Here is a 25,642-nt window from a genome sequence, read left to right on the forward strand (position 1 = left end):
CGGGTCGGTTCGGCCCATCTCGTCCGTGACCCAGCGTCGGTCCGTGGCGTGGGCCGGGCGAGCGCCCGAGTGAGATGGCATCGAGAGGAGAGCGTGATGGCGGGCAGCGTGAACAAGGTGATCCTGGTGGGCAATCTCGGGCGCGACCCCGAGACCCGCCGGCTGGCCTCCGGCGACCCCGTGGTGAACCTGAGGCTCGCGACCTCCGAGTCCTGGAAGGACAAGGCGTCCGGCGAGCGCAAGGAGAAGACCGAGTGGCACTCGGTCGTGATCTACAACGAGAACCTGGCGCGGGTGGCCGAGCAGTATCTGCGCAAGGGCTCGAAGGTCTACATCGAGGGCCAGCTCCAGACCCGCAAGTGGCAGGACCAGTCGGGCCAGGACAAGTACACGACCGAGATCGTGCTCCAGCGCTTCCGCGGCGAATTGACCATCCTGGACGGGCGGGGCGGCGGCGAGGGTGGAACGCCCGAGATGGGCGGCGACGAGATGGGCGGCGGCCAGATCAGCCGCGGCGGCGATGTCGCCCGCGGCGGCGGCCGCTCCTCCGAGGGCCGCTCCTCCGAGGGGCGGTCCTCGGGCGGCGAGCGCCGCCCGGCCCCGGCGGGCGGCGGCCAGAAGCGCTACGACGACCTCGACGACGACATCCCGTTCTAGGGACCGCCCCCGACGACGGGGGAGAACGGGTGCGGCGCCGGGGCCCGGCGACGCCGCCCTCCGGCGCCCGCGCCCGTCTCGAGCGGCGCGGGCGCCGCGGGGTCCGCGCCCGGCTCCCGGACGGGGCGCCGGGATGCGGGGGCAGAGTCGTTTCCGCGGGGCATGAGGATCGTCCAGCCTTGCCGGCGATGCGCGGCGGCCCGCCCCCGGCGCGAGGCCCGCCCCGATGCCGCCGTCCGGCGTCACGGTCCCGACCCGGTTCTTATCCGGCGTCTCGCCTGCTCGCCGTCGCCCCGGCGGTGCGCGGCGTGGCGCTGGCCCCGATGCAGGCCCTCGCCGTGCCGGTCGACCAGAGGCGGGCGCAGGTCCGCGCGATCGCCGGGAGGCATCGGGGTCGGTCGTGAGGCCGGTGGTCGCCCGGGCCACGGACGCGATCACGGGCCGGATCGCCTGGAGCATTGTCCGGCGAAGTGGACACCGGTTCGCCGCAGAACATGCGGCAGAATCAAAAACCTGGAGCAGCGGCAGATGGCAGCGTGATCGGATGCGGCTCTAGGTCCAGGCCGCGCCGAGGTGACGCCGCGGCGGTGTTGCACGGCATCGGAGACACCCTCGAGCAGGTGCACGAGACCGCCACCTCGATCGCGGCAGCCGTGGAGGAGCAGCGGGGCGCCATGCAGGAGATCGCCCGCAACGTGGTGGAGGCGGCCTGCGGCACCGACGCGGTGACCCGCAGCATCCGCGAGGTGCAGGCGGGCGCGAGCCGCACCGGCGGCGCCTCGGCCGAGGTCCCCGATCAGGCCTCCGCCCTGGCGCGAGGCGCCGACGCGCCGAGGCGCGAGGTCGCGGCCCTCCTCGCCGGCATCCGGGCGGCCTGACCGGCCGCCCGGGGCCCCGCCGCGGGCGGTCCGCCCCCGGGAGCGGCCGTCCGGGCCTTCTCGACTCGGTAACCACCCGGGCGGCACAATCGCCGCGCCCGCAACCGGACCGGCGCGCGCCCGCCGGGCCGCGCCGGCCGGTTGCGGGAGGGGCCTCGCGACCCCATCTAAGATCCTGATTTGCCTCGCGCTTCCGAGCCCCTCGCGGGCGGTGGCGGCAGGCCCGCAAATCGGCTATTCGGACCGCTTGCGTTCCGTGCGGCCGCGACGAGAGACAGACCTTGGCAGAGAACGACACGACCGGCGCGCCGCCGCCCGCAACCGACATCAAGCCCGTCTCGATCACCGACGAGATGCGCCGCTCCTACCTCGACTACGCCATGAGCGTGATCGTCGCCAGGGCGCTGCCGGACGCGCGCGACGGCCTCAAGCCGGTGCACCGCCGCATCATGTACTCCATGTACGAGAACGGCTACCTGCCGGACCGCAAGTACGTGAAGTCGGCCCGCATCGTGGGCGACGTGATGGGCCAGTACCATCCCCACGGCGACCAGTCGATCTACGACGCCCTGGTGCGCATGGCCCAGGACTTCGCCATGCGGCTCATGCTGGTGGACGGCCAGGGCAATTTCGGCTCGGTCGACGGCGACCCGCCGGCGGCCATGCGCTACACCGAGTCGCGCCTCGCCAAGCCCGCCATGGCGCTGCTCGAGGACATCGACAAGAACACCGTCGACTTCAACCCGAACTACGACGAGTCGAAGGACGAGCCGGCGGTCCTGCCCGCCCGCTTCCCGAACCTCCTCGTCAACGGCGCCGGCGGCATCGCGGTCGGCATGGCGACGAACATCCCGCCCCACAACCTCGGCGAGGTGATCGACGGCTGCATCGCGCTCATCGACGATCCGGGGCTCACGGTCGAGGCCTTGAACGAGATCATCCCGGGCCCCGACTTCCCGACCGGGGGCGCCATCCTGGGCCGGGCCGGCACCCGCGCGGCCTACGCCACGGGCCGCGGCTCGGTGATCATGCGGGCGAAGTCCCACATCGAGGAGCTGCGCAAGGAGCGCGAGGCGCTGATCTTCACCCAGATCCCCTACCAGGTGAACAAGGCCTCCCTGGTGGAGAAGATCGCCGAACTCGTGCGCGACAAGCGCATCGAGGGCATCGCGGACCTGCGCGACGAATCCGACCGCGACGGCATGCGGGTCGTGGTCGAGCTGAAGCGCGACGCGGTCTCGGACGTGGTCTTGAACCAGCTCTACCGCTACACGCCCCTGCAGACGAGCTTCGGCTGCAACATGGTGGCGCTCAACGGCGGCCGGCCGGAGCTCCTCAACCTCAAGGACCTGATCCAGGCCTTCATCGACTTCCGCGAGGAGGTCGTCTCCCGGCGCACCAAGTTCCTGCTCAACAAGGCCCGGGAGCGCGCCCACGTCCTGTGCGGCCTCGCTATCGCGGTCGCCAACATCGACGAGGTGATCCGGCTGATCCGGACCTCGCCGGATCCCAACACCGCCCGCGAGGCCCTGATGGCCCGCGACTGGCCGGCCGAGGACATTGCCCCCCTGATCGCCCTCGTGGACGATCCCCGCCACCGGATGCGGGAGGACGGCACCTACCGCCTCTCCGAGGTGCAGGCCCGCGCCATCCTCGACCTGCGGCTCCAGCGCCTGACCGCCCTCGGGCGCGACGAGATCGGCGACGAGCTGAAGCGCCTCGCCGACGAGATCGCCGACTACCTCGACATCCTGCGCTCCCGCGCCCGCATCATGGGCATCGTCAAGCACGAGCTCGCGGAGGTGAGGGCCGAGTACGCCACGCCGCGGCGGACCGAGATCCTGGACTGGGATTCGAGCGTCGAGGACGAGGACCTGATCCAGCGCGAGGACATGGTCGTGACCGTGTCCCACGCCGGCTACATCAAGCGGGTGCCGCTCTCGACCTACCGGGCCCAGCGCCGCGGCGGCAAGGGCCGCTCCGGCATGTCGACCCGCGACGAGGACTTCGTCACGCGGCTGTTCGTGGCCAACACCCACACGCCGGTGCTGTTCTTCTCCTCCCAGGGCCAGGCCTACAAGGAGAAGGTCTGGCGGCTGCCCCTCGCGGCCCCGAACGCCCGCGGCAAGGCGCTCGTCAACATCCTGCCCCTCGACCAGGGGGGCGAGCGCATCACCACGATCATGCCGCTGCCGGAGGACGAGGCCTCCTGGGACACGCTCGACGTGATGTTCGCGACCGCCAGCGGCAACGTGCGGCGCAACAAGCTCTCCGACTTCGTGCAGGTGAACCGCAACGGCAAGATCGCCATGAAGCTCGACGAGGGCGACCACATCGTCCACGTCGAGATCTGCACGGAAGCCGACGACGTCCTGCTCACCACGGCGGCGGGCCAGTGCATCCGCTTCTCCACCACCGACGTGCGGGTGTTCAAGGGGCGCGATTCCACGGGCGTGCGCGGGATCAACCTCGGCAAGGGCGACCACGTCATCTCGATGACGATCCTGCGCCACTTCGAGGCCTCGCCCGAGGAGCGGCAGGCCTACATCCGGCGCGCCAACGCCGACCGGCGCGCCACCGGCGAGGCCATCGAGCTGCCGGCGGCGCCGGAGGCCGACGGCGAGGAGGCCGCGGCCGCGATCGACCTGGACCAGGACCGCTACATCGCCATGGGGGCGGCCGAGCAGTTCGTGCTCACGCTCTCCGAGCGCGGCTTCGGCAAGCGGACCTCGTCGTTCGAGTACCGGATCTCGGGCCGCGGCGGGAAGGGCATCAAGGCCATGGAGGTGAACGCCCGCAACGGCAGCCTCATCGCCTCCTTCCCGGTGGAGCCGAGCGACCAGATCATGCTGGTGACGAACGGCGGCCAGCTCATCCGGGTGCCGGTCGACGACATCCGCATCGTCGGCCGCGCCTCGCAGGGCGTGACGGTGTTCAACACCGACAAGACCGAGCGCGTCGTCTCGGTGGAGCACATCGAGGGCGAGGGCGACGGCGACGAGGAGGCCGAGGGGAACTGACCGGCCCCCGGCGCGGCGCGCAGGCCCCGCCCCCCGCGGGGCCGGCCCCGGACGGCGCCGGGAGCGGCACCGCGCGGGACGCGAGTGCGTTGCGCCTCAGCGCTGGCCGAACGCGGTGTCCCGGAACAGGTCCTTGTACTCGCGGGGCTGGGAGCGCCAGTACTGCTTGGGCGCGCGCACCCGGGCGCCCAGCTCGGCGGCGGCGTGCCAGGGCCAGCGGGGGTCGTACAGCATGGCCCGCGCGAGGGAGATCGCGTCGGCCTTGCCGGCCTCGAGGATCTCCTCCGCCTGGCGCGGCTCGGTGATGAGGCCGACCGCGATGGTGACGAGGTCGGTCGCGGCCCGGACGCGCTCGGCGAAGGGCACCTGGTAGCCCGGCTCGAGGGCGATCTTCTGCTTGGGCGAGACGCCGCCGGTCGAGACGTGGATCGCGGCCGCGCCCCGGGCCTTGAGGGCCTGCGCGAAGGCCACGGTCTGCTCGACCTCCCAGCCCTCCTCGACCCAGTCGGTGGCCGACACCCGGGCCCAGACCGGCTGCCCGCTCGGGAACACCTCGCGCACCGCGTCGAAGACCTCGAGGGGGAAGCGCATCCGGTTCTCCAGGCTGCCGCCGTAGGCGTCGGTGCGCCGGTTCGCGAGCGGCGAGAGGAACTGGTGCAGCAGGTAGCCGTGGGCGGCGTGGATCTCGGCCGCCTCGATGCCGAGGCGCACGGCCCGCCGCGCCGTGGCGGCGAAGTCGTCGCGGATGCGCTTCAGGTCGGCCCGGTCGAGGGCGCGGGGCGCCACCTCGCCCTCCTGGTGCGCGAGGGCCGAGGGCGCCTCCGTGAGCCAGCCCCGGGCCGCGTCCGGCGGGACCTGCTGCCCGCCGAGCCACGGCGGCTGGCTCGAGGCCTTGCGGCCCGCATGCGCGATCTGGATGCAGACCGGGACCGGGGCGTAGTCCCGGATCGCGTCCAGCACCCCCGCGAGCGCCCGCTCGCAGCCGTCGTCGTAGAGGCCGAGGTCGCCGTCCGTGATGCGCGCCTCGGGCGAGACCGCGGTCGCCTCCAGGGTCAGCAGGCCGGCGCCCGACATGGCGAGCTGGCCGAGATGCATCATGTGCCAGTCGGTGGCCGCCCCGTCGCGGGCCGAGTACTGGCACATCGGCGCGATCAGAATGCGGTTCTCCAGCGCGAGGCCGTCGAGGCGCAGGGGCTGGAACAGGCGGGGCGTGCTCATGCGGCGGGCTCCGGTCAGGATCCGGCCTATGTGGCGCACGCCGCGCGATCCTGCCACCGCGCCGGATGCAGGGCGCGCGCGCGGTGGCGACGGGGCCGGGGCCTGGCCCGGGCCGCCCGGGTCCGGGCCGGGAGGCGCGCGCGCGCCTACGCGAGCCCGCGCTCCCGCAGGGAGGCCTCGATCTCCTCCAGCACGGCCGCGTCGTCGATGGTCGGCGGCACGGTCCAGGGCTCGCGGTCGGCGATCTTCTTCATGGTGCCGCGCAGGATCTTGCCCGAGCGCGTCTTCGGCAGGCGGCCGACCGTGAGCGCCAGCTTGAAGGCCGCCACCGGCCCGATGCGCTCGCGCACCAGCGCCACCAGCTCGCGCTCGATCTCGCCGGGCCCGCGCTCGACCCCGGCCTTGAGCACCACGAAGCCGCAGGGCGCCTCGCCCTTGAGGGCGTCCCTGATGCCGATCACCGCGCACTCGGCGACGCCGGGATGGGAGGCCAGCACCTCCTCCATGCCCCCGGTGGAGAGGCGGTGGCCGGCGACGTTGATGATGTCGTCGGTGCGGCCCATGACGTAGACGTAGCCGTCGCGGTCGAGGAAGCCGGCATCCGAGGTGTTGTAGTAGCCCGGATAGGTGGCGAGGTAGCTCTCGCGGAAGCGCGCATCCTGCCGCCAGAGGGTCGGCAGGGCGCCCGGGGGCAGGGGCAGGCGGACCGCGAGGGTGCCCATCCGGTCGGGCCCGAGGGGCTTGCCGGCCTCGTCGAGCACCTGCACGTCCCAGCCCGGCATCGGCACGGTCGGGCTGCCGTGCTTCACCGGCAGGGCGCCGAGCCCGACGGGATTGGCGGCGATGGGCCAGCCGGTCTCGGTCTGCCACCAATGGTCGATGACGGGCACGCCCAGGACGGCTTCAGCCCACGCGACGGTGTCGGGGTCGGCCCGCTCGCCGGCGAGGAACAGGCTGCGGAAGGCCGAGAGGTCGTGGCCCCGCATCAGCCTCGCCTCCGGGTCCTCCTTCCTCACCGCCCGCAGCGCCGTCGGCGCGGTGAACAGCGTGACGGCGCCGGTCTCGGCGATCACGCGCCAGAAGGCGCCGGCGTCGGGCGTGCCGACCGGCTTGCCCTCGTACAGGACCGTGGTGCAGCCGTGCAGGAGCGGCCCGTACACGATGTAGGAGTGGCCCACGACCCAGCCGACGTCGGAGGCGCACCAGTAGGTCTCGCCGGGCGCGACGCCGTAGAGGTTCGGCATCGACCAGGCGAGGGCCACGAGGTAGCCGCCGGTGTCGCGCACCACGCCCTTGGGCTTGCCGGTGGTGCCCGACGTGTAGAGCACGTAGAGCGGATCGGTGGCGGAGACCGGCACGCACGGCGCCGCGCGGCCCGCCGCCCGGGCGGTCGCGACCGCCTCCGCCCAGTCCCGGTCGCGGCCCTCGACGAGGCTCGCGGGAGCTTGCGGGCGCTGGAGGATCAGGCAGGCGTCGGGCCGGTGGGCCGAGAGGCGGCAGGCCTCGTCGAGGAGCGGCTTGTAGGCGATCGTGCGGCCCGGCTCGATGCCGCAGGAGGCGGCGAGCACGACCTTCGGGGCGGCATCCTCGATCCGGGCCGCGAGCTCCTTGGCGGCGAAGCCCCCGAACACCACGGAGTGCACGGCGCCGATCCGGGCGCAGGCCAGCATGCCGGTGATCGCCTCCGGCACCATCGGCATGTAGAGCACGACCCGGTCGCCGCGCCCGACGCCGAGATCCTGGAGCACGGCCGCGAGGGCCGCGACCTCGTCCCTCAGCGCGGCGTAGGTGATCCGGCGCCGGCTGCCGGTGACGGGCGACTCGTACAGGATCGCCGCCTGGTCGCCCCGGCCGCCGGCGACGTGGCGGTCCACGGCGTTGTGGCAGGCATTGACCTCGCCGCCGACGAACCAGCGGCCGTAGACGCCGGCCCCGGGGTCGAACACCGTCCGGGCCGGCCGGACCCAGTCGATCGCCCGCGCGGCCTCGGCCCAGAACGTCTCGGGGTCCCGCGTCCAGGCGGCGTAGGCTTCGGGGTAGCGGCTCGCGGCCGGCATGGCGTGTCCTCCCGGGCGTCGTCCTGGCCGCGACGGCCGGGCGGGATCTTCCGGGAATCCGGCCGCCGCGGCAAGGCGCCCGGCGCCGGCGCGGGGGGATGCGGGACGCCGCCGGGGCCGGTCGGCGGCGTCGCGGCCGGAGGGCCGGGTCGGCGGCGTCGGCCCGGGCGCCGAGGAGCCGAAGGGCGCCGCGCCGGCTCCTCGGCGCCTCACGAGGCCCCCGGGAGGCTCCCGTCGCGGTGTCCCGCCGCCCCGGCGGGCCCGGGCGCGCTTCCGGCGGGCGGGACCGCCGGACCGGCCGGATCCCCGTCCGGCGGGCCGTCGTCCGGCGGGCCGTCGTCCGGGGAGACCGGCGCGCCGTCCGCCGCAAGCCGCGGGCGGAGCTGATCGACCGCGAACTTCACGACCGGGTAGCCGACGAGGTCCGCGAGGGCGAGGCCGAGGATCAGGCCCTTGACCCGCGCGTCGATGCCGGCGGCGCGCAGCTGGTCGATCTGCTGGTGGAGCTGCTCCACGGCGCCCGCCGGCACCGTCCGGCAGAGGGCGAAGCAGAGCGGGGGGAGCGAGGTCGCCGCTGTCTCGAAATCGAGGTTCTCCAGCAGCGCCGCGCTCCTGGTCGCGTCCTGCTCCTCCAGGGCAGGGTCGTCGCCGATGAAACCCTTCAGGTCCGTCACGGCCTGGCGCAGCACGCCCGTGCCGACGACGTTCATCAGGGCGAGACCGAGGTTGAGGGCGCGGATGCGCGGCTTCATCTCGACCGCCGCGAGGTCCTTCACCTGCTCGGCCAGGTCCTTCTGCTCCTGGGGCGGCACGTTCTGCATCAGGGCGAAGCAGTAGGCCGGGAGCGGGATCCGGGCCCGGTCGAAGGAGACGCCGCTCATGATCGCCGCCACGGCGACGCCGCGCGGGGCCGCGATGTCGCGGTCGATGGCACGGTCGGACGCGAAGAGGAGCGTGTCGAGGATGATCGACGGACCGATCCCCAGGTCCCCGTCGACCGTCTTGATCTTGAACAGCGAGGAGCGGAACAGCGCGACAGCGCCGAACCCGGCGGCCAGGACGAGAAAGAGCTTCTGCTTCCCGGGCGTCGTCGCCAGGTCCTTGAACAGCCAGTCCGGCTCGATCAGCCGCAGGCAGGCCAGCATCGTGAGGCCGATGAGGACGTTGATCGCGATGTAGAGGAGGGCCGGCCCGCTGCGGACCGCGCGCCAGGGATCGTCCCGGTAGCGCGCGATGATCTCCACCGTCCCGACCAGGAGGCCGATCAGGCCGACCCAGACCCACGAGGGGGGTTCCGACAGCGGGGCGAGCCCGGCGATCAGCACGGCGACAGCTTGATCGCAGACCGCCATGCCCGCCCATCGCTTCAATGCCGGCAAGCTTAGGTCCTGGCCGGGACGCCGGTCTACGATCTCCCGATTGCAAAAATCGCGCGGGTTGCGGCGCGCCGGCGCCGCTCCGCGCGGCTCAGGCCATCTGCCGGCCGAGCGGCGTCAGCCGGAACGCCCGCGCGCCGTCGCGGGCGCGGTCCGTGGGCTCGAGCAGGCCGGTCTCGACGCCACGGTGGAGCGTCGTCGCCAGGGCGTCGAGGGCGAGGCGCGTGTGCCCGGCGAGCTCGACGATCGTCGCCGGCTCGCCGGCGGCGCCGACCGACCTCACCACCGCCGCGAGGGCGTCGGGCACCGGCCGCGCCGCGGCCCGCGCCCCGAAGGCGAGGCTCGCGCCGAGGGCCGGATTGGTCGCCGCCAGGGCGGCGCCGCGCCGGCGGGGCTGGTCCTGGACGGCATTGAGGAAGGCGCCGAAGATGTCGGCGGAAGGCTTGCCGGACACGGTCTGCGCCTCCAGGGGATCCGAAGCGTCCCTTGCGTCAGGATAGGCGCGCGCGGGCCGCCCGGCAAGGGTGGTCTTGAATCGCCGCCCGGTCCCGGGCGGTCCCGGCTCCAACTTTCCGCATCGTTTTTCCCGCCGGGCCTGCCACATTCCGCGGAACGATGCTTAGGGTCGTTCCGGGAGGTGATGCCCATGCCCAGCGCGATGTACGATCACGGCCTCGACCGGAACCCGGCGAACCACCAGCCCCTCACGCCCCTGAGCTTCCTGGAGCGGGCGGCCTCGGTGTTTCCCGACCACGTCGCGGTCGTCCACGGCCCCCTGCGGCGCAGCTACCGCGAGCTCTACGCCCGCTGCCGGCGGCTCGCCTCGGCGCTCGCGGCCCGCGGCATTGGCCGGGGCGACACCGTGGCGGTGATGCTCGCCAACGCGCCCGCGATGATCGAGTGCCATTACGGCGTGCCGATGACCGGGGCGGTGCTGAACACGCTCAACACCCGGCTCGACCCCGCGATCCTGGCCTTCTGCCTCGACCACGGCGAGGCCAAGGTGGTAATCACCGACCGGGAGTTTTCCCGCACGATGGGGCCGGCGCTCGCCCGGGCCGGGGCGCACCCGCTGGTGATCGACTACGACGACCCGGAATACGCCGGCGAGGGCGAGCGCCTCGGCACGATCGAGTACGAGGACTTCCTCGCGGGGGGCGACCCGGAGCACGCCTGGGTCATGCCGGGCGACGAGTGGGACGCGATCGCCCTGAACTACACGTCCGGCACCACGGGCGACCCGAAGGGGGTGGTCTACCACCACCGGGGCGCGGCCCTGCTCGCCGTCGGCAACGTGGTCACGGGGACGCTCGGCCGGCATCCGGTCTACCTCTGGACGCTGCCGATGTTCCACTGCAACGGCTGGTGCTTTCCCTGGACCCTCTCGGTGGTGGCCGGCACCCATGTCTGCCTGCGCCAGGTGCGCGCGAAGGCGATGTACGACGCCATCGCGGATCACGGCGTCACGCACCTGTGCGGGGCGCCCATCGTGATGTCGCTCCTCATCAACGCGCCGGAGGCCGAGCGCCGCCCCCTGCCCCGCCGGGTCGCGTTCTTCACGGCCGCGGCGCCGCCGCCCGAATCCGTGCTCTCCGGCATGGCGGAGGCGGGGTTCGACGTCACCCACCTGTACGGCCTCACCGAGACCTACGGCCCGGCGGTGGTGAACGAGTGGCACGCGGAGTGGGACGCCCTGACGGCGCCCGAGCAGGCCGCCCGCAAGGCCCGCCAGGGCGTGCGCTACCCGCCCCTCGAGGCCCTCGCGGTGCTCGATCCCGACACGATGGCGCCGGTGCCGGCGGACGGCGAGACGCTCGGGGAGGTGATGTTCCGCGGCAACGTGGTGATGCGCGGCTACCTCAAGAACCCGGCCGCCACGCAGGCGGCGTTCCAGGGCGGCTGGTTCCATTCCGGCGACCTCGGGGTGAGGCACCCGGACGGCTACGTCCAGCTCAAGGACCGCTCGAAGGACATCATCATCTCGGGGGGCGAGAACATCTCGTCCATCGAGGTCGAGGAGGCTCTGTTCAAGCACCCGGCGGTGGCCGCGGCCGCGGTCGTGGCCAAGCCCGACGACAGGTGGGGCGAGACGCCCTGCGCCTTCGTGGAGCTGAAGGGCTCGGAGATGGTCTCGGCGGAGGAGCTGATCGGCTGGTGCCGCGGATCGCTCGCCGGCTACAAGGTGCCCCGGCACATCGTGTTCACGGAGCTTCCCAAGACCTCGACCGGCAAGGTCCAGAAGTTCGTGCTGCGGGAGATGGCGAAGGCGATCTGAGGGCGGATCCGGTCAGGCCGGGGCGGACGGGCCGCCGCGTCGAACGCGGGCGCGGCGGCACAGAGGTGCCTCGCGCGGCTAGTGCACCACGCGGCTGGAGGTGGTGCGCAGGCGATTGATCTCGTCCTTGAGGTGGAGCTTGCGTCGCTTGAGCTCTACGATCCGGAGATCATCCGTGGACGGATGGGTGATCGCGTCCTGGATCTCGCGCTCCAAGGCTTCGTGCTTGCGCTCGAGTTCGGACAGATGCGTGTGCAGCGACATCAGCCAGTGCCTCCTGTCATGTGAGTGACACGCGCGAGCCTGCCACAGGCGGCGGGCCGTGTCGAAGGCATTCGATGCTGCACTGCGTGACGGCTCGGCCGTACCCCCCGCGGTCCCGCCGCGGGAAGCCCCCGGGGCCCCTCCGGCGGGACCCCGCAGGGCCTCCGGGGGCGCCCCGCGCCGGCCTTGCTGGATCCCGGGGGCTGGTACATGTTTCGCCGCGGAGCTTCCGGGATGGGACGTCAATGTCGTTCGAGTTGAGTGCGGAATCGGCGGCCGAGTACGAGACCGAGCTGGCGCGGCTGCGGGAGGAGCACCGCGACCTCGACGACGCGATCGAGGCCCTGGCCCGCATGGTCGCCGGGGACCGGATCCAGCTTCAACGCCTCAAGAAGCGCAAGCTCGCCCTGCGCGACCGGATCAGCTTCCTGGAGGACCAGCTCACCCCGGACATCATCGCCTGACGGGCCGGCCCGGGGCCCGGCCGGCCTCCGCGGGCCGGCCGGGCCCCGGGGACGGAGCGGCTTGCGGCCGCGTGGGCGCGCCGCTACTGCGGGAGGATCGGCGTTCGTCCGGGCGCCGCCCGGTTGCGGGAGGAAGTTGCGTGACGATGGCGGCACCGCCCCCCGTGGCGGTCATCATGGGCAGCCAGTCCGACTGGGCCACGATGCGGCACGCGGCCGAGACCCTCGACGCGCTCGGCATCGCGTACGACGCCCGCATCGTCTCGGCCCACCGGACCCCCGACCGGCTCGTGGCCTTCGCCAAGGGCGCCAAGGCGGCGGGCTTTCGCGTCGTGATCGCCGGCGCCGGCGGGGCGGCCCACCTGCCCGGCATGGCCGCCGCGATGACGCCGCTGCCGGTCTTCGGCGTGCCCGTGGAATCGAAGGCGCTCTCCGGGCAGGACAGCCTCCTGTCGATCGTGCAGATGCCCGCCGGCATCCCGGTCGGCACCCTGGCGATCGGGCGGGCCGGCGCCGTCAACGCGGCCCTGCTCGCCGCCGCGGTGCTGGCGCTCGCGGATGACGGGCTCGCGGCCCGCCTCGAGGCCTGGCGGACGCGCCAGAGCGAGGCCGTGGCCGAGCGGCCCGACCCGGGCGCGCCATGACGGGCCCGACGCCCCCCCGTGCCGCCGCCATCGCGCCCGGCGCCACGATCGGCATCGTCGGCGGCGGCCAGCTCGGGCGCATGATCGCCATCGCGGCCGCGCAGTACGGCCTCAGGGCGCACGTCTACGCGCCCGATCCCGACAGCCCGGCCTTCGAGGTCTCGGGCGCCCGCACGGTGGCGGCCTACGACGACGCGGAGGCGCTCGCCGCCTTCGCCCGGGCGGTGGACGTGGTCACCTACGAGTTCGAGAACATTCCCCGGCGCACGGCCGAGATCCTGGCCGGGCACCGGCCCCTGCACCCGAGCGCCCACGCCCTCGCGACCACGCAGGACCGCCTGGCGGAGAAGACCTTCGTGGCCGGGCTCGGGATCGCCACGGCGCCGTTCCGGGCCGTCGACGACGCGGCCGCGCTCGCCGGTGCGGTCGCGGAGATCGGCCGCCCGGCGGTGCTCAAGACCCGGCGCTTCGGCTACGACGGCAAGGGCCAGCGCATGCTGCGCCCGGACGAGGCCCTCGATCCCGCCGCCGTGATGGCGTCCCTGCGCGGCCAGCCCTGCATCCTCGAGGGCTTCGTGCCCTTCGACCGCGAGATCTCGGTGGTGGCGGCCCGCACGGCGGACGGCGCCTTCTCGGCCTACGACCCCTGCGCCAACGAGCACCGCCACCACATCCTGGCCCGCACCGTGGTGCCCGCCCCCGGGATGGCGCCCGAGACCGCCGCCGAGGCGGTGGCGGTGGCGCGCACGATCGCGGACGCCCTCGGCTACGTCGGCGTGCTCGCGGTCGAGATGTTCCTGGTGCGGGAGGCCGGCGGCCGGTCCCGGGTGGTCGTCAACGAGATCGCCCCGCGGGTGCACAATTCCGGGCACTGGACCATCGAGGGCGCCCTGACCTCGCAATTCGCCCAGCACGTCCGGGCCATCTGCGGCTGGCCGCTCGGCGGCACCGCCCGCCTCGGCGCCGGGGTCGAGATGCTGAACCTCGTCGGCGACGAGGCCGAGAGCTGGGCCGCGCTCCTCGCCGAGCCGGACAGCCACCTCCACCTCTACGGCAAGGGCGAGGCCCGCCCGGGCCGCAAGATGGGCCACGTCACCCGGGTGAAGCCCGGCCCGGGGGAAACCCGGCCCGGGTGACGCCTAGCCCGGGTGGAGCCCGGCCCGGGTGGAGCCCGGCCGGGTGAGGCCCGAGGGCCACACCGGGACGGCGCCGGGGCCCGTCCGGGGGCCTGCGCCCGCGCCAGCCACACCTTCGCCACATCGGCCCGCACAAGCGTCGAGGCGCGCGCCGCTTAAGCCGGCGTTCATCCCGATCCGGAATGGTCGTCCGGCACCGGGGCGGATGCGGGCGCGGCGTGTGGATGCACCACGAGGGCGCGCGACGCCCCGTAGGGTGCCGGATCGATGCGATGGTGCGCGGCGCTCGACCAGGCGGCGCCGCCCCGGGGGAACGGGCGATGAACTCTGTGATCGTGCTGACTTGCGTCAAGCCGGCGGCCCGGGTGCTCGGGGCGACGATGCTGACGGCGCTGCTGCTCGGCGGCTGCGACACCGTCAGCCGCGCCACCTCGGCCCGGCAATTCGCCGTGCTGGAGACCGACAAGACGGGCGCGACCGAGGTCAACATCGCGTCGCTCTCCGACGTGATCCAGCGCAACCCGAGCGACGCGGCGGCCTACAACACCCGCGGGGCGGCCTACGCCCGCGCCGGCAATTACGGCGAGGCCGTCACGGACTTCACCAAGGCGATCCAGCTCGACCCGAACTCGGCCTCCGCGTACGGCAACCGGGCCCTGGCCTACCGGCAATCCGGGCGCAACGACGCCGCGCTCCAGGATTTCTCGAAGGCCATCGCGGCCGACCCGAACTACACGGCGGCCTATATCGGCCGCGCCAACCTCCAGCGGGCCCAGGGCAACTACGAGGCGGCCTACGCCGACCTGAGCCAGGCGATCCGCCTGACGCCGGAATCGGCCGAGGCCTACCACGCCCGCGGCCTCGTGCGGCAGGCCCAGGGGCAGCACCGGGCGGCGATCGGCGACTTCGACGCCGCCATCGACCGCAACCCCTTCGTCAGCGCGCCCTACGCCGCCCGCGGCCAGAGCCTGATCGCCACGAACCAGTACGACAAGGCGATCGAGGACTACAACGCGGCGCTGAACGTCAACAACAAGGACGCGGATTCCTGGGCCTATCGCGGCGTCGCCTACGAGAAGTCGGGCCGCCGCCAGGAGGCGCTGGAGAGCTACCAGCGCGCCACCGCCATCGACCAGGCGAACCCGGTGGCCCGCCAGGGCCTCGGCCGGGTGCAGGGCGGGATGGCGTCCCTGTTCCGGTGATCGACGTCGCCGGCCCGGTGACGGCGTCGCCGGCCCGGTGAGGGCGTCGCCGGCCCGGTGAGGGCCGGCCGCGTGCCGGCCGATCCGGCCGCGCGCCGCGTTCCGCCCCCGGAAGCGGGCGGGCGCACGGCCGGGGCGAGCTCTCCCGGTGCCCCTGCCCTCGCCAGCGCCGCAATCCTGTGCTCAAAGGGCGCGACCTCACGCCAGCCGGGCTTCTCCGATCGATGATCCGCCGCCTCTACGAGTGGATACTCGCGCTCGCCGCACGACCGTCCGCGCCCTGGGCGCTCGGCCTCGTGTCGTTCGCGGAGAGTTCCTTCTTCCCGATCCCGCCGGACGTGATGCTGGTGCCGATGGTGGTGAGCCGGCCCGACCGGGCCTGGACCTACGCGCTGATCGCGACGCTCGCCTCCGTGGCCGGCGGGCTCGCCGGCTACGCCATCGGGGCCCTGCTCTACGATTCGCTCGGCGCCTGGCTGTTCCACCTCTACGGCCTCGACAAGGGCGCGGAGGCGTTCCGGGAGGCCTACGCGCAGCACGGCCACTGGGTCATCCTGCTCAAGGGCCTGACCCCGATCCCCTACAAGCTCGTCACCATCACGTCGGGCTTCGCGCGCTACGACCTGTTCTGGTTCCTCGTCCTGTCGCTGATCACCCGGGGGCTGCGCTTCTTCATCCTGGCGGGCCTCGTGGGCCGCTACGGCGGCAGCATCCGCACGGTCCTCGACCGCCACCTCAACGCGGTCGCGGCGGTGTTCATGGCGGTCTGCGTGCTCGGCTTCGTGGGGTTCCGCTACCTGTTCTGAGGCTCACCCGATGACATCCGCCCTCGCGGAGCGGCTCACCGCCCGGCGGCCGGCCGCCCTCCTGATCCTCGCCGGTGCGGCCGCCACGGTCGGGGGCGCGCTGCTCTTCCAGCACGGCTTCGGCTACGTGCCCTGCAAGCTCTGCCTCACCGAGCGGCAGCCCTACTACCTGGCCCTGCCGCTGGCCGCCGCGGCCCTGCTGCTGCCGCGCCGCGCCGCCGCGCTGGCGCTGGCGGCGGTGGCGCTGATCTTCCTCGTCGGCGCCGGGCTCGGCACCTACCATGCCGGCGCCGAGTGGGGCTTCTGGCCGGGGCCGAGCGATTGCGGCGGCGGCGCGGGGCCGGCCCCCGCCGGGATCAACGACTTCCTGAGGAACCTGGAGGCGACCCGCCCGGTGGACTGCACCCAGGCGGCGTGGCGCTTCCTCGGCCTGTCGCTGGCCGGCTGGAACGCCCTGATCTCCCTCGCCCTCGCGGCGCTCGCCGGGATTGCGGCCGGGCGGGCCGGGCGGGCCTGAGGCGCCGGCTCAGTTGCGGTCGTCGGGAAGCGGCGGCAGCGGCTGGACGGCGATGCCCTCATCGAGGAGGGAGCGCGCCTCGTTGAGCGTCGCCTCGCCGTAGATCGCCCGCGGCTCGACCTCGCCGTAATGCATCCGGCGCGCCTCCGCGGCGAAGGTCTCGCCGACGTGGTCGGCGGTGCGCGCGACGTGCTCGTGCAGGGCCCGCAGCATCGCGCGCACCTGGCGCTCGGGCTCCGCGGTCAGGCGCACGGGCGCCTCGGCGCGGGGCTCCGGGGCGGTCCCGGGCGCCGGCGGGGCGGCCGGGGCCGCGCGGCCGAGGGCCGGCGCCATCAACTGCTTGGCGACCTTGGCGCTGTTGCAGAACGGGCAGGTCACGAGCCCCTGCTCCGCCTGCGCGTCGTAGGACGCGCTCGACGGAAACCAGCTCTCGAATTGGTGGCCGGTGTCGCAGGCCAGGGCGTAGCGGATCATGCTCCCGATATCGGTGCGCGGGCGCGGCATTGCGAGGCCGTCCCGTGCACCCGGGCGCCGGCCGGTGCAGGAATTCCGGTCGCCGCGCCGGCGTCGGGGCGGCGCGGGGCCGGTCTCACCCCCGCGCCGCCTCGACGGTGAACGGCCGGGCATGGCGCAGGGCCGGGATGCGGGCGCGGGCGTCGGCCACGAGGGCGAGGTCGATGTCGGCCACGATCACGCCGGGCTCCGCCCCGTCGGCCTCGGCGAGAACCCGGCCCCAGGGATCGACGATCAGGGAGTGGCCGTAGGTCTCGCGCCCGTCCTCGTGCCGGCCCCCCTGCGCGGCCGAGATCATGAACGACCCGGTCTCGATCGCCCGCGCCCGCTGGAGCACGTGCCAGTGCGCCTCCCCGGTCTGGCGGGTGAAGGCGGCCGGCGCCGACAGGATCTCGGCGCCGGCCTCCGCGAGCGCCCGGTACAGGGCCGGGAAGCGCACGTCGTAGCAGATGGCGATCCCGAGCCGGCCCCAGGGCAGGTCGGCCACCACGGCGCGCCCGCCCCCCGTGTAGGTGGCGGATTCGCGCCAGCTCTCGCCGTTGGGCAGGTCGACGTCGTAGAGGTGGAGCTTGTCGTAGGTCGCCGCGACCGCGCCCTCGCGGTCGATCAGGAAGGCCCGGTTGGCGACCTTGTCGCCGTTGCGGATCGCGAGGGAGCCGACATGCACGACGACGCCGCGCTCCCGCGCCACGTCGCGCAGGGCGCCCAGGGTGGAATCGTCCTCCTCGCGCCGGATCTTGTCGAACAGGCTCTCGCGGCTGCGCTCCAGGAGCGAGGTCATCTCGGGGGTCTGCACGTACTGCGCGCCGCGCTCCGCGGCCTCGCGGATGCCCGCCACGGCCGCGTCGCGGTTGGCGGCCGGATTTCGGCTCGAGCGCATCTGCACGCAGGCGGCGACGAAGCGGGGTGCGGTCATGGGGCGGGCCTCTCGCGGGTCGGATGCCCGCGAGCTTACGGCAGATCCCGGCCGGGCAGAAGCGCCGGCGGCTCAGCCCGCGAGGAGCGGCGCGAGGCGGCCGGCGCGGTCGAGGGCGTAGAGGTCGTCGCAGCCGCCGACATGGGTCGGGCCGACGAAGATCTGCGGCACGCTGGTGCGGCCGCCGGCCCGGTCGATCATCTCGCGCCGGGCGCCGGCCTTGGCCTCGACGTCGATCTCCGTGAAGGTCGCGCCCTTCTCCTGCAGCAGCGACTTCGCCGCCGCGCAGTAGGGGCACCAGCTCGTGGTGTAGATCGTGACCGGCTGCATCCGTCCGCTCGCGCGCGTTTCCGTAGCGCCCCGATATAGGGTGGCGCCGCCTACGCTACCACCGCGGCGGAGTGGGGAGGCACAGTCCGGTCGGGCGCGCGGCCCCGTCGGGCGCGCGGCCTGGTCAGGCGCGCGGCCCCGTCAGGCCGCCATCAGCTTCTCGACCTCGGTGACGAGCTCGCGCAGATGGAAGGGCTTCGACAGGACCTTGGCGTCCTTCGGGGCCTTGGAATCGGGGTTGAGCGCCACGGCGGCGAAGCCCGTGATGAACATCACCTTGATGTCGGGATCGAGCTCGGTCGCGCGGCGCGCCAGCTCGATGCCGTCCATCTCGGGCATCACGATGTCGGTGAGCAGCAGCTCGAACGGCTCCTCGCGCAGCCGGTTGTAGGCGGACAGGCCGTTGTCGAACGAGGCCACGTCGTAGCCCGCGTTCTGGAGCGCCTTGGCGAGGAAGCGACGCATGTCGTTGTCGTCTTCCGCGAGGAGGATCTTCATCGAGCGGGTCCCGGATGGCGATTCGAGCGTTCATTCCATAAAGCGGCGCCTTGGTAAACAGAGTGTTGATCCCGGGCCCGGTCGCCGAGGCGGCGCCCGCCCACGCGGTCGCGGGGCGCAGTGGACAGGTCAGGACCGGGAGGCCAGATTAGCCGGATGCCGCTGCGACCAGCGCCCCGCCCCGTGATTGCCGCCCGAGTGACTGCCGACGTGACTGCCCGAGCGCCAGGCCGACAGCCCCGCCGAGGGTCCCGTCACGAGCCCCGCCGAGGGTCCCAAGTGCCCCGCCACGAGCCCCGGGCGACCGGATGAGCCACCCTGCCCCCGCGACCCTGTTCGCTCCTCCCTTCGTGGTCGAGGAGCCGGAGCGGCACGCGCTGCCGTTCGTGTTCAACACGGGGCATTCGGGCGCCGTCTACCCGCCCTCCTTCGTGGCGGCCTCCCGGCTCGACGCTGTCGCCCTGCGCCGGTCGGAGGACGCCTTCGTCGACCGGCTCTACGCCCCGGTGGTGGGCCTCGGCGCGCCGCTGATGCGGGCCTGCTTCCCGCGGGCCTACCTCGACGTCAACCGCGAGCCCTACGAGCTCGACCCGCGCATGTTCGACGGGCGCCTGCCGGCCTTCGTCAACGTCCGCTCGATGCGGGTCGCCGGCGGCCTCGGCACCGTGCCGCGGGTGGTGGCCGACGGGCAGGAGATCTATCGCGGCCGCCTCCCCGTCGACGAGGCCATGGCGCGCATCGACGGGCTCTACAAGCCCTACCACCGCACCCTCAAGGAGCTGGTCGCCCGCACCGCGAAGGCCTTCGGGCACGCGGTGCTGATCGATTGCCACTCGATGCCCTCGACGAGCCTGGCGCGCGACGAGGGCCCGCCCGTGGACGTGGTGCTGGGCGACCGCTTCGGGACCGCCTGCGCGCCCGACCTCACGGCCTGCGTGGAGGAGGCCTTCCGCCGGCACGGCTTCCGGGTGGTGCGCAACAAGCCCTACGCCGGCGGGTTCATCACCGAGCATTACGGCGAGCCGTCCCTCGGCCGGCACGCGCTCCAGATCGAGATCAACCGCGCGCTCTACATGGACGAGCGCGGCCTGCGGCCGATCCCGGGCTTCGACGCCCTCGTGGGCACGCTCGCAGCGGTGATCGCCGACGTCGCGGACGCGGCCCTCGACCTCGCCCCGCAGCGGATCGCCGCCGAGTAGGCCCCCGGCGGATCATGGCCCGCCGCGCCGGCCGTGGGTCCCGGGTCCGCCCGGACGGCCCCGGTCGCGTCGCGGAGGCTGGCATCCGCGGGACGATCGGGTAAGGGTCCGGCCTGCCGAAATCGAGGGGACCCCGCCATGACCGACCTCCGCCTGCGCCGCAGCGTGCTCTACATGCCCGGCTCCAACCCGCGCGCCCTCGAGAAGGCGCGGTCGCTGCCCGCCGACGCGCTCATCCTCGACCTCGAGGACGCGGTCGCGCCCGACGCCAAGGAGGTCGCCCGCGAGCAGGTCTGCGCCGCCGTGCGCGAGGGCGGCTACGGCGAGCGCGAGCTGATCATCCGGGTCAACGCCCCCCAGACGCCCTGGGGCGAGGCCGACCTCAAGGCCGCGATCGAGGCCGGGCCCGACGCGATCCTGATGCCCAAGGTCTCGTCCCCGGCCGTGCTCGAGAGCATCGCCGACCGCCTGGAGGCGCTCGACGCCCCCGCCCGCATCCGGGTCTGGGCGATGATCGAGACGCCGGCCGCGATCCTCAACATCCAGGCCATCGCGGCGGCGCAGCGCAACCCGGGCACCCGGCTCGCCTGCCTCGTGCTCGGCACCAACGACCTCGCCAAGGACACCTGGACCCAGATCGTGCCGGGCCGTGCCCCGATGATGCCCTGGCTGATGACGGCCCTCGCGGCGGCCCGGGCGGAGGGGCTCGCCATCCTGGACGGGGTCTACAACGACTTCGCGGACGTCGAGGGCTGCCGCGAGGAGTGCCGGCAGGCGCGCATCCTCGGCTTCGACGGCAAGACCCTGATCCACCCGACCCAGGTCGAGCCCGCCAACACGGCCTTCGCGCCCACCGACGCCGAGGTCGAGACCGCCCGGAGCGTCATCGCGGCCTTCGAGCGCCCGGAGAACGCCCGGCGCGGCGCGATCCAGATCAACGGGCGGATGTTCGAGCGCCAGCACATCGGCATGGCCCGCCGCGCCGTCGCCTGGTCCGACGCCATCGCGGCGCGCCGCCTCTGACGGGCGCGGGGCGCCCCACCCCGCCCGGCGCGCCCGCTTCCACGGCGGTGATTCTGTCGCGACGCGACCCCGCTTGACCCCGCCGATCCTGCATCGCACAAATCGTGAAGGAACCGTTAAGTCGGGGCCTGCGGGCTCGGGCCGGCAGAGGGGTGTCATCATGCGATGCGAACCGCCCGCCTTCGAGACCGTCTTCCGCATCCCCGGCACGCACCGGCTCGAGAGCGCCGGCGTGCTCGGCCGCGGCGGCCGCGTCTTCGGCGTGTGCTGGTTCCACCGCGAGTACGACCGGCGCGACAGGCTGGTCGCCCGCTACGAGACCTACGACGAGGTCGGCGCCGACGGCGAGGCCCGCTGCGGCTGGCGGCGCTACGACGGGGAGGGCCGCCTGACCCAGACCCACGAGGTCGGCATGCGCTGGTCGACCCTGGTCGAGAGCCTGGCCTGCCACCGCGCCGCCGCGGCGGCGCTCCAGCACCCCCGGGCCGGCGCCGTCATGCGCCGGGCCGCGCAGCTCGCATCCACGGCCTGAGGCCGGGCCCGCGCCCGGTTCGGCGCGCCGGCCTACCGCCCGCGCCGGTCTACCGCCCGCGTCGGACGTCGCCCTGGCGCCGCGCACCCGCCAGGTGGGCCGCCTGCGCGCCCATCTCGTAGACGAGCTCCTTCACGGCCCGGAAGGGGTGCGGCACCGGCGCCGTGACCGGCAGCGGCAGGTCGTCCTCGGCGAGGGTGCCGGCGATCAGCTCGGCCAGCACCCGGCCGAAGGCGGTGCCGGGGGCGATGCCGCGGCCGTTGTAGCCCGAGAAGCCCACGACGTTCGGGGCGAGGCGGTGGAAGCGCGGCAGGGCGTCCGCCGTCATGCCGATCTGCCCGTACCACTCGGCCTCGAACGGCACCTCGCCGACCTGCGGGAACAGCGTCCTGAGGGTGCGCCGCGCCCAGGCCCGGTGCACGGGGCCGCCGGTGCCGCGCAGGGCCCCGACGCTGCCGACGACGAGGCGGCCGGCCCCGTCGAGGCGGAACGAGGTCAGCACCGGGCGGGTGTCCCAGGCCCCCTGGCCCTCGGGCAGGATGGAGCGCCGCAGGTTGTCGCCGAGGGGCGCGGTCGCGATGTTGAAGTAGGGCAGGTGCGCGATCTCGGCCCGCACCTCGGGCCAGGGCGCCCGCGTGTAGGCGTTGGTGGCGACCACGATCCAGGCGGCCTCGACCGTGCCGCCGGGCGTCGCCACCCGCCAGCCCGCCCCGTCGCGCTCCGTGCCCGTGACCGGGCTGCCGGTGAAGATCTGCGCGCCCGCCGCCAGCGCGGCCGCCGCGAGGCCGCGGGCGTAGGCGAGGGGCTGGATCGTGCCGGCGCGGGCATCGAGGAGCGCGCCCGCGTAGGCCTGCGAGCCCACCAGGCGGGCGGTCTCGGCCGCGTCGAGCAGGCGCACGGGGGCGCCCCGGTCCTGCCACTGGCGCGCCCGCTCCCGCAGCTCGGCGAGGCCGCCGGCGCCGACCGCGCAGTGCAGCGTGCCGCGGGTCTCGGCCTCGCAGGCGATGCCGTGGGCCGCCACGAGGTCGAAGACGAGGCGCGGCGCCGCGCCGAGCAGGGCGAGCAGGCGCTCGCCGCGCTCGGGCCCGAGCGCCGCCGGCACCGCCTCGGGCCTGACCCAGAGGCCGGCATTGACGAGGCCGACATTGCGGCCCGAGCCGCCGAAGCCGATCGCCTCGCCCTCCAGGACGGCGACCCGGGCGCCGCCCTGCGCGAGGTGCAGCGCCGCCGAGAGCCCGGTGTAGCCGGCGCCGATCACCGCGACGTCGGCCGCGACGCGGCCGGCGAGGGCCCGGGTGGCGGGGGCCGCCGGGGCGGTCAGCTCCCAGAGGCCGTGCGAGCGCGGGTCGTGGTTCACGAGGTGCCGAATCGTCTGCGCGAGGAGGACGCGCGACCATGCCCGATCGCGCACCGGCGATCCACCGTCCGGGGCGGCCCCGGCCCGCCTCCCTGGCGGCCCCGCCCGCCTTCCGGGGCGGCCCCGGCCCGCCTCCCTGGGCGGCCCCGGCCCGCCTCCCTGGGGGACTGGCCTGCCTCCCGGGGGCGGCGCTGGCCCGCGCCCTGGGGCTTCGGGCATAAGGCTTGCGGCCCACCCCGGAGACGCGGATGCCCCAGACGAACCGGCCCGAGACGAAGCGGCCCGACACCCCCCCGCCCGAGACGCCGCGACAGGCCGTCGACGAGGCGATCACCAGCCGGCGCAGCATCCGGGGCTTCCTCGACGTCCCGGTGCCGGACGCGACGGTGCGCGACCTCCTCGCCCTCGCGAGCCGGGCGCCGAGCGGCAGCAACATCCAGCCCTGGAAGGCCCACGCGGTCACGGGCGCCGCTTTGCGCCGCCTCACCGACGACCTCGCGGCGGCGCATTCCGCCGGCGAGGCCGAGGCGCGGGACTACCACTACTACCCGGTCAACTGGCGCTCGCCCTACCTCGAGCGGCGGCGCAAGGTCGGCTGGCAGCTCTACGGCCTGACGGGCGTGCCGCGGGGCGACCACGCGGCCGCGGCGCGCCAGCGCGGGCGCAACTTCGTGTTCTTCGGCGCGCCGGTCGGGCTGGTGTTCACCATCGACCGCGACATGGAGCTGGGGAGCTGGCTCGATTACGGCATGTTCCTCCAGACCCTGATGATCGCCGCCCGGGGCCGGGGCCTCGACACCTGCCCGCAGGCGGCGATCGCCAGCTACCCGGGAATCGTGCGCCGGCATCTCGGGATCCCGGATTCCGAGATGGTGGTGTGCGGCATGGCCCTCGGCGTCGCCGACCCGGCCGAGCCGGCCAACGCCCTCGTGTCCGAGCGCGAGCCGGTGGAGGCCTTCACGCGGTTCCACGACGCGTGAGACGCCGTCCGGGACGCGCCGGGCGGCGCCCTCCCCCGGGCGCGGCCGCGCCCGCGGGCGGGGCCCCGCCCCGCCGCGGACCCGGGGAGGCCTCGCCTCAGGCCTCGGCCAGGATGCGGGCGTTCTGGCGGATCGCGGCCTCGCTCACCCGGATGCCGAGGCCCGGCCCGTCCGGCACCACCACGGCGCCGTCCCGGACGGGCACGGGCGCCTCCAGCACGTCCTCGGTCAGGACGTGATGCGGCATGTAGAACTCGCAGCCGAGCGTGATGCCGGGGGTCGCCGCGATCATCTGGGTGCCGGCGGCCAGCGCGATGCCGCCCTCCCAGAGCGTGCCGCCGTAGCCCGGCAGGCCGGCGGTGTCGGCGATGGCCATCAGGGCCTGGGCCCGCAGCATGCCGCCGCACTTCATCAGCTTGACGGAGACCGCGTCCGCCGCCTGCCGGCGCACCACCTCCATCACGTCGGCGGCATCGAAGCAGCTCTCGTCGGCGAGGATGGGCGTGTCGAGGGCGGCCGTCAGGGCCGCGAGCGCGTCGAGGTGGCGGCGGGGCACCGGCTGCTCGATGAAGGTCGGCCGGAAGGCCTCCACGTCGCGCAGGCGGGCGAGCGCCCCGAAGGGGGCGAGCGCCTGGTTGTAGTCGACGCGCAGGTCGACCCCGTCGCCGAACTCCGAGCGGATCGCCGCGAGGTGCGCCACGTCCTCGGCGTGCGGCCTCACCCCGGTCTTGACCTTGAACAGGCGGTGGCCCTGCGCCGTCATGGCCCGCATGCGCGCGAGGTCGGCGTCGAAATCCGGGTCGGCGATCGAGAACGAGAGCGGGATCGCGTCCCGCACCCGGCCGCCGAGCAGGTCGGCCACGGGCAGGCCGGCGGCGTGGCCGACGATGTCGAACAGCGCCATCTCGACCGCCGCCTTGGCGTCGGTGTGGCCGACGAGGGCCCGGTCGAGGCCGGCCGCCAGCGCCCGGATCCGCCGCGCCGGATGGCCGAGGATCAGCGGCCGCAAGGTGCGGTCGAGGGCCGCGAAGGCGCCCTCGGCGGTGCCGGTGAAGACCTCCCAGGGCGCCGCCTCGCCCCAGCCAACCACGCCCTCCCGGGTGGTGAGCCGCAGGAGCACGCGCTTGACCGTGCCCCCGACGTCGCCGACGCCCTGGCGGCGCGCCATCCGGATCGGGCTCTCGATCAGCACGACCCGCAGGTGCTCGATGATCAGGTCTCGGCTCACGTGAGCCCTCCGTCGACGTGGATCACCTGGCCGGTGACGTAGGAGGCGGCCGGCGAGGCCAGGAAGGCGATCACCGCGGCGATCTCGGCGGGGTCGGCCCGGCGCCCGAGGGGGATCGCGGCCTCGAGCCGGGCGATGCCCTCGGGCGACAGCGCGCCCGCGCCGGGATCGTCCTTGCGGGTCAGGCCGGGCGCGACGGCGTTGACGGTGATGCCCTCCGGCGCGAGGTCGCGGGCGAGCGTGCGCACCACCGCCTCCAGGGCCGCGCGCCCCGCCGCCGAGGCCGCGAACAGGCCGAGGTCGGCCCGGAACACGTGGGCGACGTAGGACGACACGGCGACGAGCCGCGGGGCGTCGCCGGCCCGCAGGAGCGGCAGCGCCGCCTGCGCCAGGCGCAGGAAGGAGGCGGCGGAGAGCTGGGCCGCCGCCCCCAGGGTCGCCGGCGCGAGCCCGAGCGCGTCGCCGGCCTGCGCCTTGCCGGCCGCCGCCACGATCACGTCGAGGCGGGCGAAGCGCGCGGAGGCGAGGGCGACGCCCCGCGGCGCGGTGGCC

26 protein-coding genes are annotated in these 25,642 nt (G+C 74.3%); 14 read left to right on the forward strand and 12 right to left on the reverse strand.

Features of this window, described 5'->3' with window-relative positions; translation table 11 throughout:
- Positions 1-96 precede the first annotated feature (96 nt).
- From ssb to gyrA, 3 genes are all read left to right on the forward strand, one after another.
- Positions 97-657: a single-stranded DNA-binding protein gene (gene ssb, locus DT057_RS06950; RefSeq protein ID WP_128561348.1), complete on the forward strand. Its 561-nt coding sequence runs from the start codon at positions 97-99 to the stop codon at positions 655-657.
- Positions 658-1,244: 587 nt separating this feature from the next.
- Positions 1,245-1,535, forward strand: coding sequence for a hypothetical protein (locus DT057_RS06955; RefSeq protein WP_128561349.1), 291 nt, complete (start codon positions 1,245-1,247; stop codon positions 1,533-1,535).
- A 281-nt stretch (positions 1,536-1,816) separates the two neighbouring features.
- The gene (gene gyrA, locus DT057_RS06960) at positions 1,817-4,555 is read left to right on the forward strand and encodes a DNA gyrase subunit A (RefSeq protein WP_128561350.1); all 2,739 of its coding nucleotides are present in this window, start codon (positions 1,817-1,819) and stop codon (positions 4,553-4,555) included.
- 96 nt (positions 4,556-4,651) lie between these two features.
- Here the strand turns inward: gyrA and DT057_RS06965 are convergent, their stop codons facing one another.
- The 4 genes from DT057_RS06965 to DT057_RS06980 all read right to left on the reverse strand — a co-directional run bounded on the left by DT057_RS06965 (position 4,652) and on the right by DT057_RS06980 (position 9,660).
- On the reverse strand, positions 4,652-5,773 hold the full coding sequence (locus DT057_RS06965) for an NADH:flavin oxidoreductase/NADH oxidase (protein ID WP_128561351.1): 1,122 nt from the start codon (positions 5,771-5,773) through the stop codon (positions 4,652-4,654).
- Positions 5,774-5,919: 146 nt separating this feature from the next.
- On the reverse strand, positions 5,920-7,830 hold the full coding sequence (locus tag DT057_RS06970) for a propionyl-CoA synthetase (RefSeq protein WP_128561352.1): 1,911 nt from the start codon (positions 7,828-7,830) through the stop codon (positions 5,920-5,922).
- Between the two features lie 209 nt (positions 7,831-8,039).
- Positions 8,040-9,182, reverse strand: a complete 1,143-nt coding sequence (locus DT057_RS06975; protein WP_128561353.1) for a hypothetical protein — start codon at positions 9,180-9,182, stop codon at positions 8,040-8,042.
- A gap of 115 nt (positions 9,183-9,297) precedes the next feature.
- A complete protein-coding gene (locus DT057_RS06980) occupies positions 9,298-9,660 on the reverse strand; it encodes a hypothetical protein (RefSeq protein ID WP_128561354.1) in 363 nt (120 codons plus the stop codon).
- 192 nt (positions 9,661-9,852) lie between these two features.
- Between DT057_RS06980 and DT057_RS06985 the strand changes: the two genes are divergently transcribed.
- Entirely contained in the window at positions 9,853-11,481 is a 1,629-nt protein-coding gene (locus tag DT057_RS06985) for an acyl-CoA synthetase (RefSeq protein WP_128561355.1), read from the forward strand.
- A 78-nt stretch (positions 11,482-11,559) separates the two neighbouring features.
- Here the strand turns inward: DT057_RS06985 and DT057_RS06990 are convergent, their stop codons facing one another.
- On the reverse strand, positions 11,560-11,745 hold the full coding sequence (locus DT057_RS06990; RefSeq protein ID WP_128561356.1) for a YdcH family protein: 186 nt from the start codon (positions 11,743-11,745) through the stop codon (positions 11,560-11,562).
- Between the two features lie 245 nt (positions 11,746-11,990).
- Here DT057_RS06990 and DT057_RS06995 point away from each other — a divergent pair, with 245 nt between their 5' ends.
- The 6 genes from DT057_RS06995 (at position 11,991) to DT057_RS07020 (ending at position 16,514) form a co-directional block, all read left to right on the forward strand.
- Positions 11,991-12,209: a YdcH family protein gene (locus tag DT057_RS06995; protein ID WP_128561357.1), complete on the forward strand. Its 219-nt coding sequence runs from the start codon at positions 11,991-11,993 to the stop codon at positions 12,207-12,209.
- 146 nt (positions 12,210-12,355) lie between these two features.
- Positions 12,356-12,853 (forward strand): 5-(carboxyamino)imidazole ribonucleotide mutase, encoded by a 498-nt coding sequence (gene purE / locus DT057_RS07000; RefSeq protein WP_128561358.1) that lies wholly within the window; start codon positions 12,356-12,358, stop codon positions 12,851-12,853.
- Entirely contained in the window at positions 12,850-13,989 is a 1,140-nt protein-coding gene (locus DT057_RS07005; RefSeq protein ID WP_128561359.1) for a 5-(carboxyamino)imidazole ribonucleotide synthase, read from the forward strand. Before purE ends, DT057_RS07005 begins: the two co-directional genes overlap by 4 nt.
- Before the next feature lie 320 nt (positions 13,990-14,309).
- Positions 14,310-15,191, forward strand: a complete 882-nt coding sequence (locus tag DT057_RS07010) for a tetratricopeptide repeat protein (RefSeq protein ID WP_128561360.1) — start codon at positions 14,310-14,312, stop codon at positions 15,189-15,191.
- A gap of 224 nt (positions 15,192-15,415) precedes the next feature.
- The gene (locus tag DT057_RS07015) at positions 15,416-15,997 is read left to right on the forward strand and encodes a YqaA family protein (RefSeq protein WP_128561361.1); all 582 of its coding nucleotides are present in this window, start codon (positions 15,416-15,418) and stop codon (positions 15,995-15,997) included.
- A gap of 10 nt (positions 15,998-16,007) precedes the next feature.
- Positions 16,008-16,514: a disulfide bond formation protein B gene (locus tag DT057_RS07020; protein WP_128561362.1), complete on the forward strand. Its 507-nt coding sequence runs from the start codon at positions 16,008-16,010 to the stop codon at positions 16,512-16,514.
- Between the two features lie 9 nt (positions 16,515-16,523).
- Here DT057_RS07020 and DT057_RS07025 read toward each other — a convergent pair whose 3' ends face one another.
- From DT057_RS07025 to cpdR, 4 genes are all read right to left on the reverse strand, one after another.
- Positions 16,524-16,988: a DUF1178 family protein gene (locus DT057_RS07025; protein WP_128561363.1), complete on the reverse strand. Its 465-nt coding sequence runs from the start codon at positions 16,986-16,988 to the stop codon at positions 16,524-16,526.
- A 115-nt stretch (positions 16,989-17,103) separates the two neighbouring features.
- Entirely contained in the window at positions 17,104-17,943 is an 840-nt protein-coding gene (locus DT057_RS07030; RefSeq protein WP_128561364.1) for a carbon-nitrogen hydrolase family protein, read from the reverse strand.
- Positions 17,944-18,015: 72 nt separating this feature from the next.
- Positions 18,016-18,273: a glutaredoxin 3 gene (gene grxC, locus DT057_RS07035; RefSeq protein ID WP_128561365.1), complete on the reverse strand. Its 258-nt coding sequence runs from the start codon at positions 18,271-18,273 to the stop codon at positions 18,016-18,018.
- 141 nt (positions 18,274-18,414) lie between these two features.
- A complete protein-coding gene (gene cpdR, locus DT057_RS07040; RefSeq protein WP_048427828.1) occupies positions 18,415-18,771 on the reverse strand; it encodes a cell cycle two-component system response regulator CpdR in 357 nt (118 codons plus the stop codon).
- Positions 18,772-19,079: 308 nt separating this feature from the next.
- Between cpdR and DT057_RS07045 the strand changes: the two genes are divergently transcribed.
- The 3 genes from DT057_RS07045 (at position 19,080) to DT057_RS07055 (ending at position 21,525) form a co-directional block, all read left to right on the forward strand.
- Positions 19,080-19,970, forward strand: a complete 891-nt coding sequence (locus DT057_RS07045; RefSeq protein WP_128561366.1) for an N-formylglutamate amidohydrolase — start codon at positions 19,080-19,082, stop codon at positions 19,968-19,970.
- A gap of 138 nt (positions 19,971-20,108) precedes the next feature.
- A complete protein-coding gene (locus DT057_RS07050; protein WP_128561367.1) occupies positions 20,109-20,993 on the forward strand; it encodes an HpcH/HpaI aldolase/citrate lyase family protein in 885 nt (294 codons plus the stop codon).
- 160 nt (positions 20,994-21,153) lie between these two features.
- The gene (locus DT057_RS07055; protein ID WP_128561368.1) at positions 21,154-21,525 is read left to right on the forward strand and encodes a hypothetical protein; all 372 of its coding nucleotides are present in this window, start codon (positions 21,154-21,156) and stop codon (positions 21,523-21,525) included.
- Between the two features lie 49 nt (positions 21,526-21,574).
- Here the strand turns inward: DT057_RS07055 and DT057_RS07060 are convergent, their stop codons facing one another.
- Complete coding sequence (locus tag DT057_RS07060; protein ID WP_128561377.1) at positions 21,575-22,882, reverse strand: NAD(P)/FAD-dependent oxidoreductase; 1,308 nt, start codon at positions 22,880-22,882, stop codon at positions 21,575-21,577.
- A 248-nt stretch (positions 22,883-23,130) separates the two neighbouring features.
- Between DT057_RS07060 and DT057_RS07065 the strand changes: the two genes are divergently transcribed.
- Positions 23,131-23,862, forward strand: coding sequence for a nitroreductase (locus tag DT057_RS07065; RefSeq protein ID WP_128561369.1), 732 nt, complete (start codon positions 23,131-23,133; stop codon positions 23,860-23,862).
- A 97-nt stretch (positions 23,863-23,959) separates the two neighbouring features.
- Here the strand turns inward: DT057_RS07065 and DT057_RS07075 are convergent, their stop codons facing one another.
- Together DT057_RS07075 and DT057_RS07080 are read right to left on the reverse strand one after the other, a co-directional pair.
- Positions 23,960-25,030, reverse strand: a complete 1,071-nt coding sequence (locus tag DT057_RS07075; protein WP_128561378.1) for an enolase C-terminal domain-like protein — start codon at positions 25,028-25,030, stop codon at positions 23,960-23,962.
- Between the two features lie 56 nt (positions 25,031-25,086).
- On the reverse strand, positions 25,087-25,642 hold a 556-nt coding region (locus DT057_RS07080; protein ID WP_128561370.1), incomplete at its 5' end, for an SDR family oxidoreductase.

Source organism: Methylobacterium crusticola (genome assembly GCF_003574465.1).
Classification (GTDB): Bacteria; Pseudomonadota; Alphaproteobacteria; order Rhizobiales; family Beijerinckiaceae; genus Methylobacterium; species Methylobacterium crusticola.

Excerpts from the sequence above, each read along its gene's own strand:
- ssb (WP_128561348.1), top strand. The coding sequence starts at position 97 with ATGGCGGGCAGCGTGAACAAGGTGATCCTGGTGGGCAATCTCGGGCGC.
- DT057_RS06965 (WP_128561351.1), bottom strand. The coding sequence starts at position 5,773 with ATGAGCACGCCCCGCCTGTTCCAGCCCCTGCGCCTCGACGGCCTCGCG.
- DT057_RS06970 (WP_128561352.1), bottom strand. The coding sequence starts at position 7,830 with ATGCCGGCCGCGAGCCGCTACCCCGAAGCCTACGCCGCCTGGACGCGG.
- DT057_RS06975 (WP_128561353.1), bottom strand. The coding sequence starts at position 9,182 with ATGGCGGTCTGCGATCAAGCTGTCGCCGTGCTGATCGCCGGGCTCGCC.
- DT057_RS06985 (WP_128561355.1), top strand. The coding sequence starts at position 9,853 with ATGCCCAGCGCGATGTACGATCACGGCCTCGACCGGAACCCGGCGAAC.
- DT057_RS06990 (WP_128561356.1), bottom strand. The coding sequence starts at position 11,745 with ATGTCGCTGCACACGCATCTGTCCGAACTCGAGCGCAAGCACGAAGCC.
- DT057_RS06995 (WP_128561357.1), top strand. The coding sequence starts at position 11,991 with ATGTCGTTCGAGTTGAGTGCGGAATCGGCGGCCGAGTACGAGACCGAG.
- purE (WP_128561358.1), top strand. The coding sequence starts at position 12,356 with ATGGCGGCACCGCCCCCCGTGGCGGTCATCATGGGCAGCCAGTCCGAC.
- DT057_RS07005 (WP_128561359.1), top strand. The coding sequence starts at position 12,850 with ATGACGGGCCCGACGCCCCCCCGTGCCGCCGCCATCGCGCCCGGCGCC.
- DT057_RS07010 (WP_128561360.1), top strand. The coding sequence starts at position 14,310 with ATGAACTCTGTGATCGTGCTGACTTGCGTCAAGCCGGCGGCCCGGGTG.
- DT057_RS07015 (WP_128561361.1), top strand. The coding sequence starts at position 15,416 with ATGATCCGCCGCCTCTACGAGTGGATACTCGCGCTCGCCGCACGACCG.
- DT057_RS07020 (WP_128561362.1), top strand. The coding sequence starts at position 16,008 with ATGACATCCGCCCTCGCGGAGCGGCTCACCGCCCGGCGGCCGGCCGCC.
- DT057_RS07025 (WP_128561363.1), bottom strand. The coding sequence starts at position 16,988 with ATGATCCGCTACGCCCTGGCCTGCGACACCGGCCACCAATTCGAGAGC.
- DT057_RS07030 (WP_128561364.1), bottom strand. The coding sequence starts at position 17,943 with ATGACCGCACCCCGCTTCGTCGCCGCCTGCGTGCAGATGCGCTCGAGC.
- grxC (WP_128561365.1), bottom strand. The coding sequence starts at position 18,273 with ATGCAGCCGGTCACGATCTACACCACGAGCTGGTGCCCCTACTGCGCG.
- cpdR (WP_048427828.1), bottom strand. The coding sequence starts at position 18,771 with ATGAAGATCCTCCTCGCGGAAGACGACAACGACATGCGTCGCTTCCTC.
- DT057_RS07045 (WP_128561366.1), top strand. The coding sequence starts at position 19,080 with ATGAGCCACCCTGCCCCCGCGACCCTGTTCGCTCCTCCCTTCGTGGTC.
- DT057_RS07050 (WP_128561367.1), top strand. The coding sequence starts at position 20,109 with ATGACCGACCTCCGCCTGCGCCGCAGCGTGCTCTACATGCCCGGCTCC.
- DT057_RS07055 (WP_128561368.1), top strand. The coding sequence starts at position 21,154 with ATGCGATGCGAACCGCCCGCCTTCGAGACCGTCTTCCGCATCCCCGGC.
- DT057_RS07065 (WP_128561369.1), top strand. The coding sequence starts at position 23,131 with ATGCCCCAGACGAACCGGCCCGAGACGAAGCGGCCCGACACCCCCCCG.
- DT057_RS07075 (WP_128561378.1), bottom strand. The coding sequence starts at position 25,030 with ATGGCGCGCCGCCAGGGCGTCGGCGACGTCGGGGGCACGGTCAAGCGC.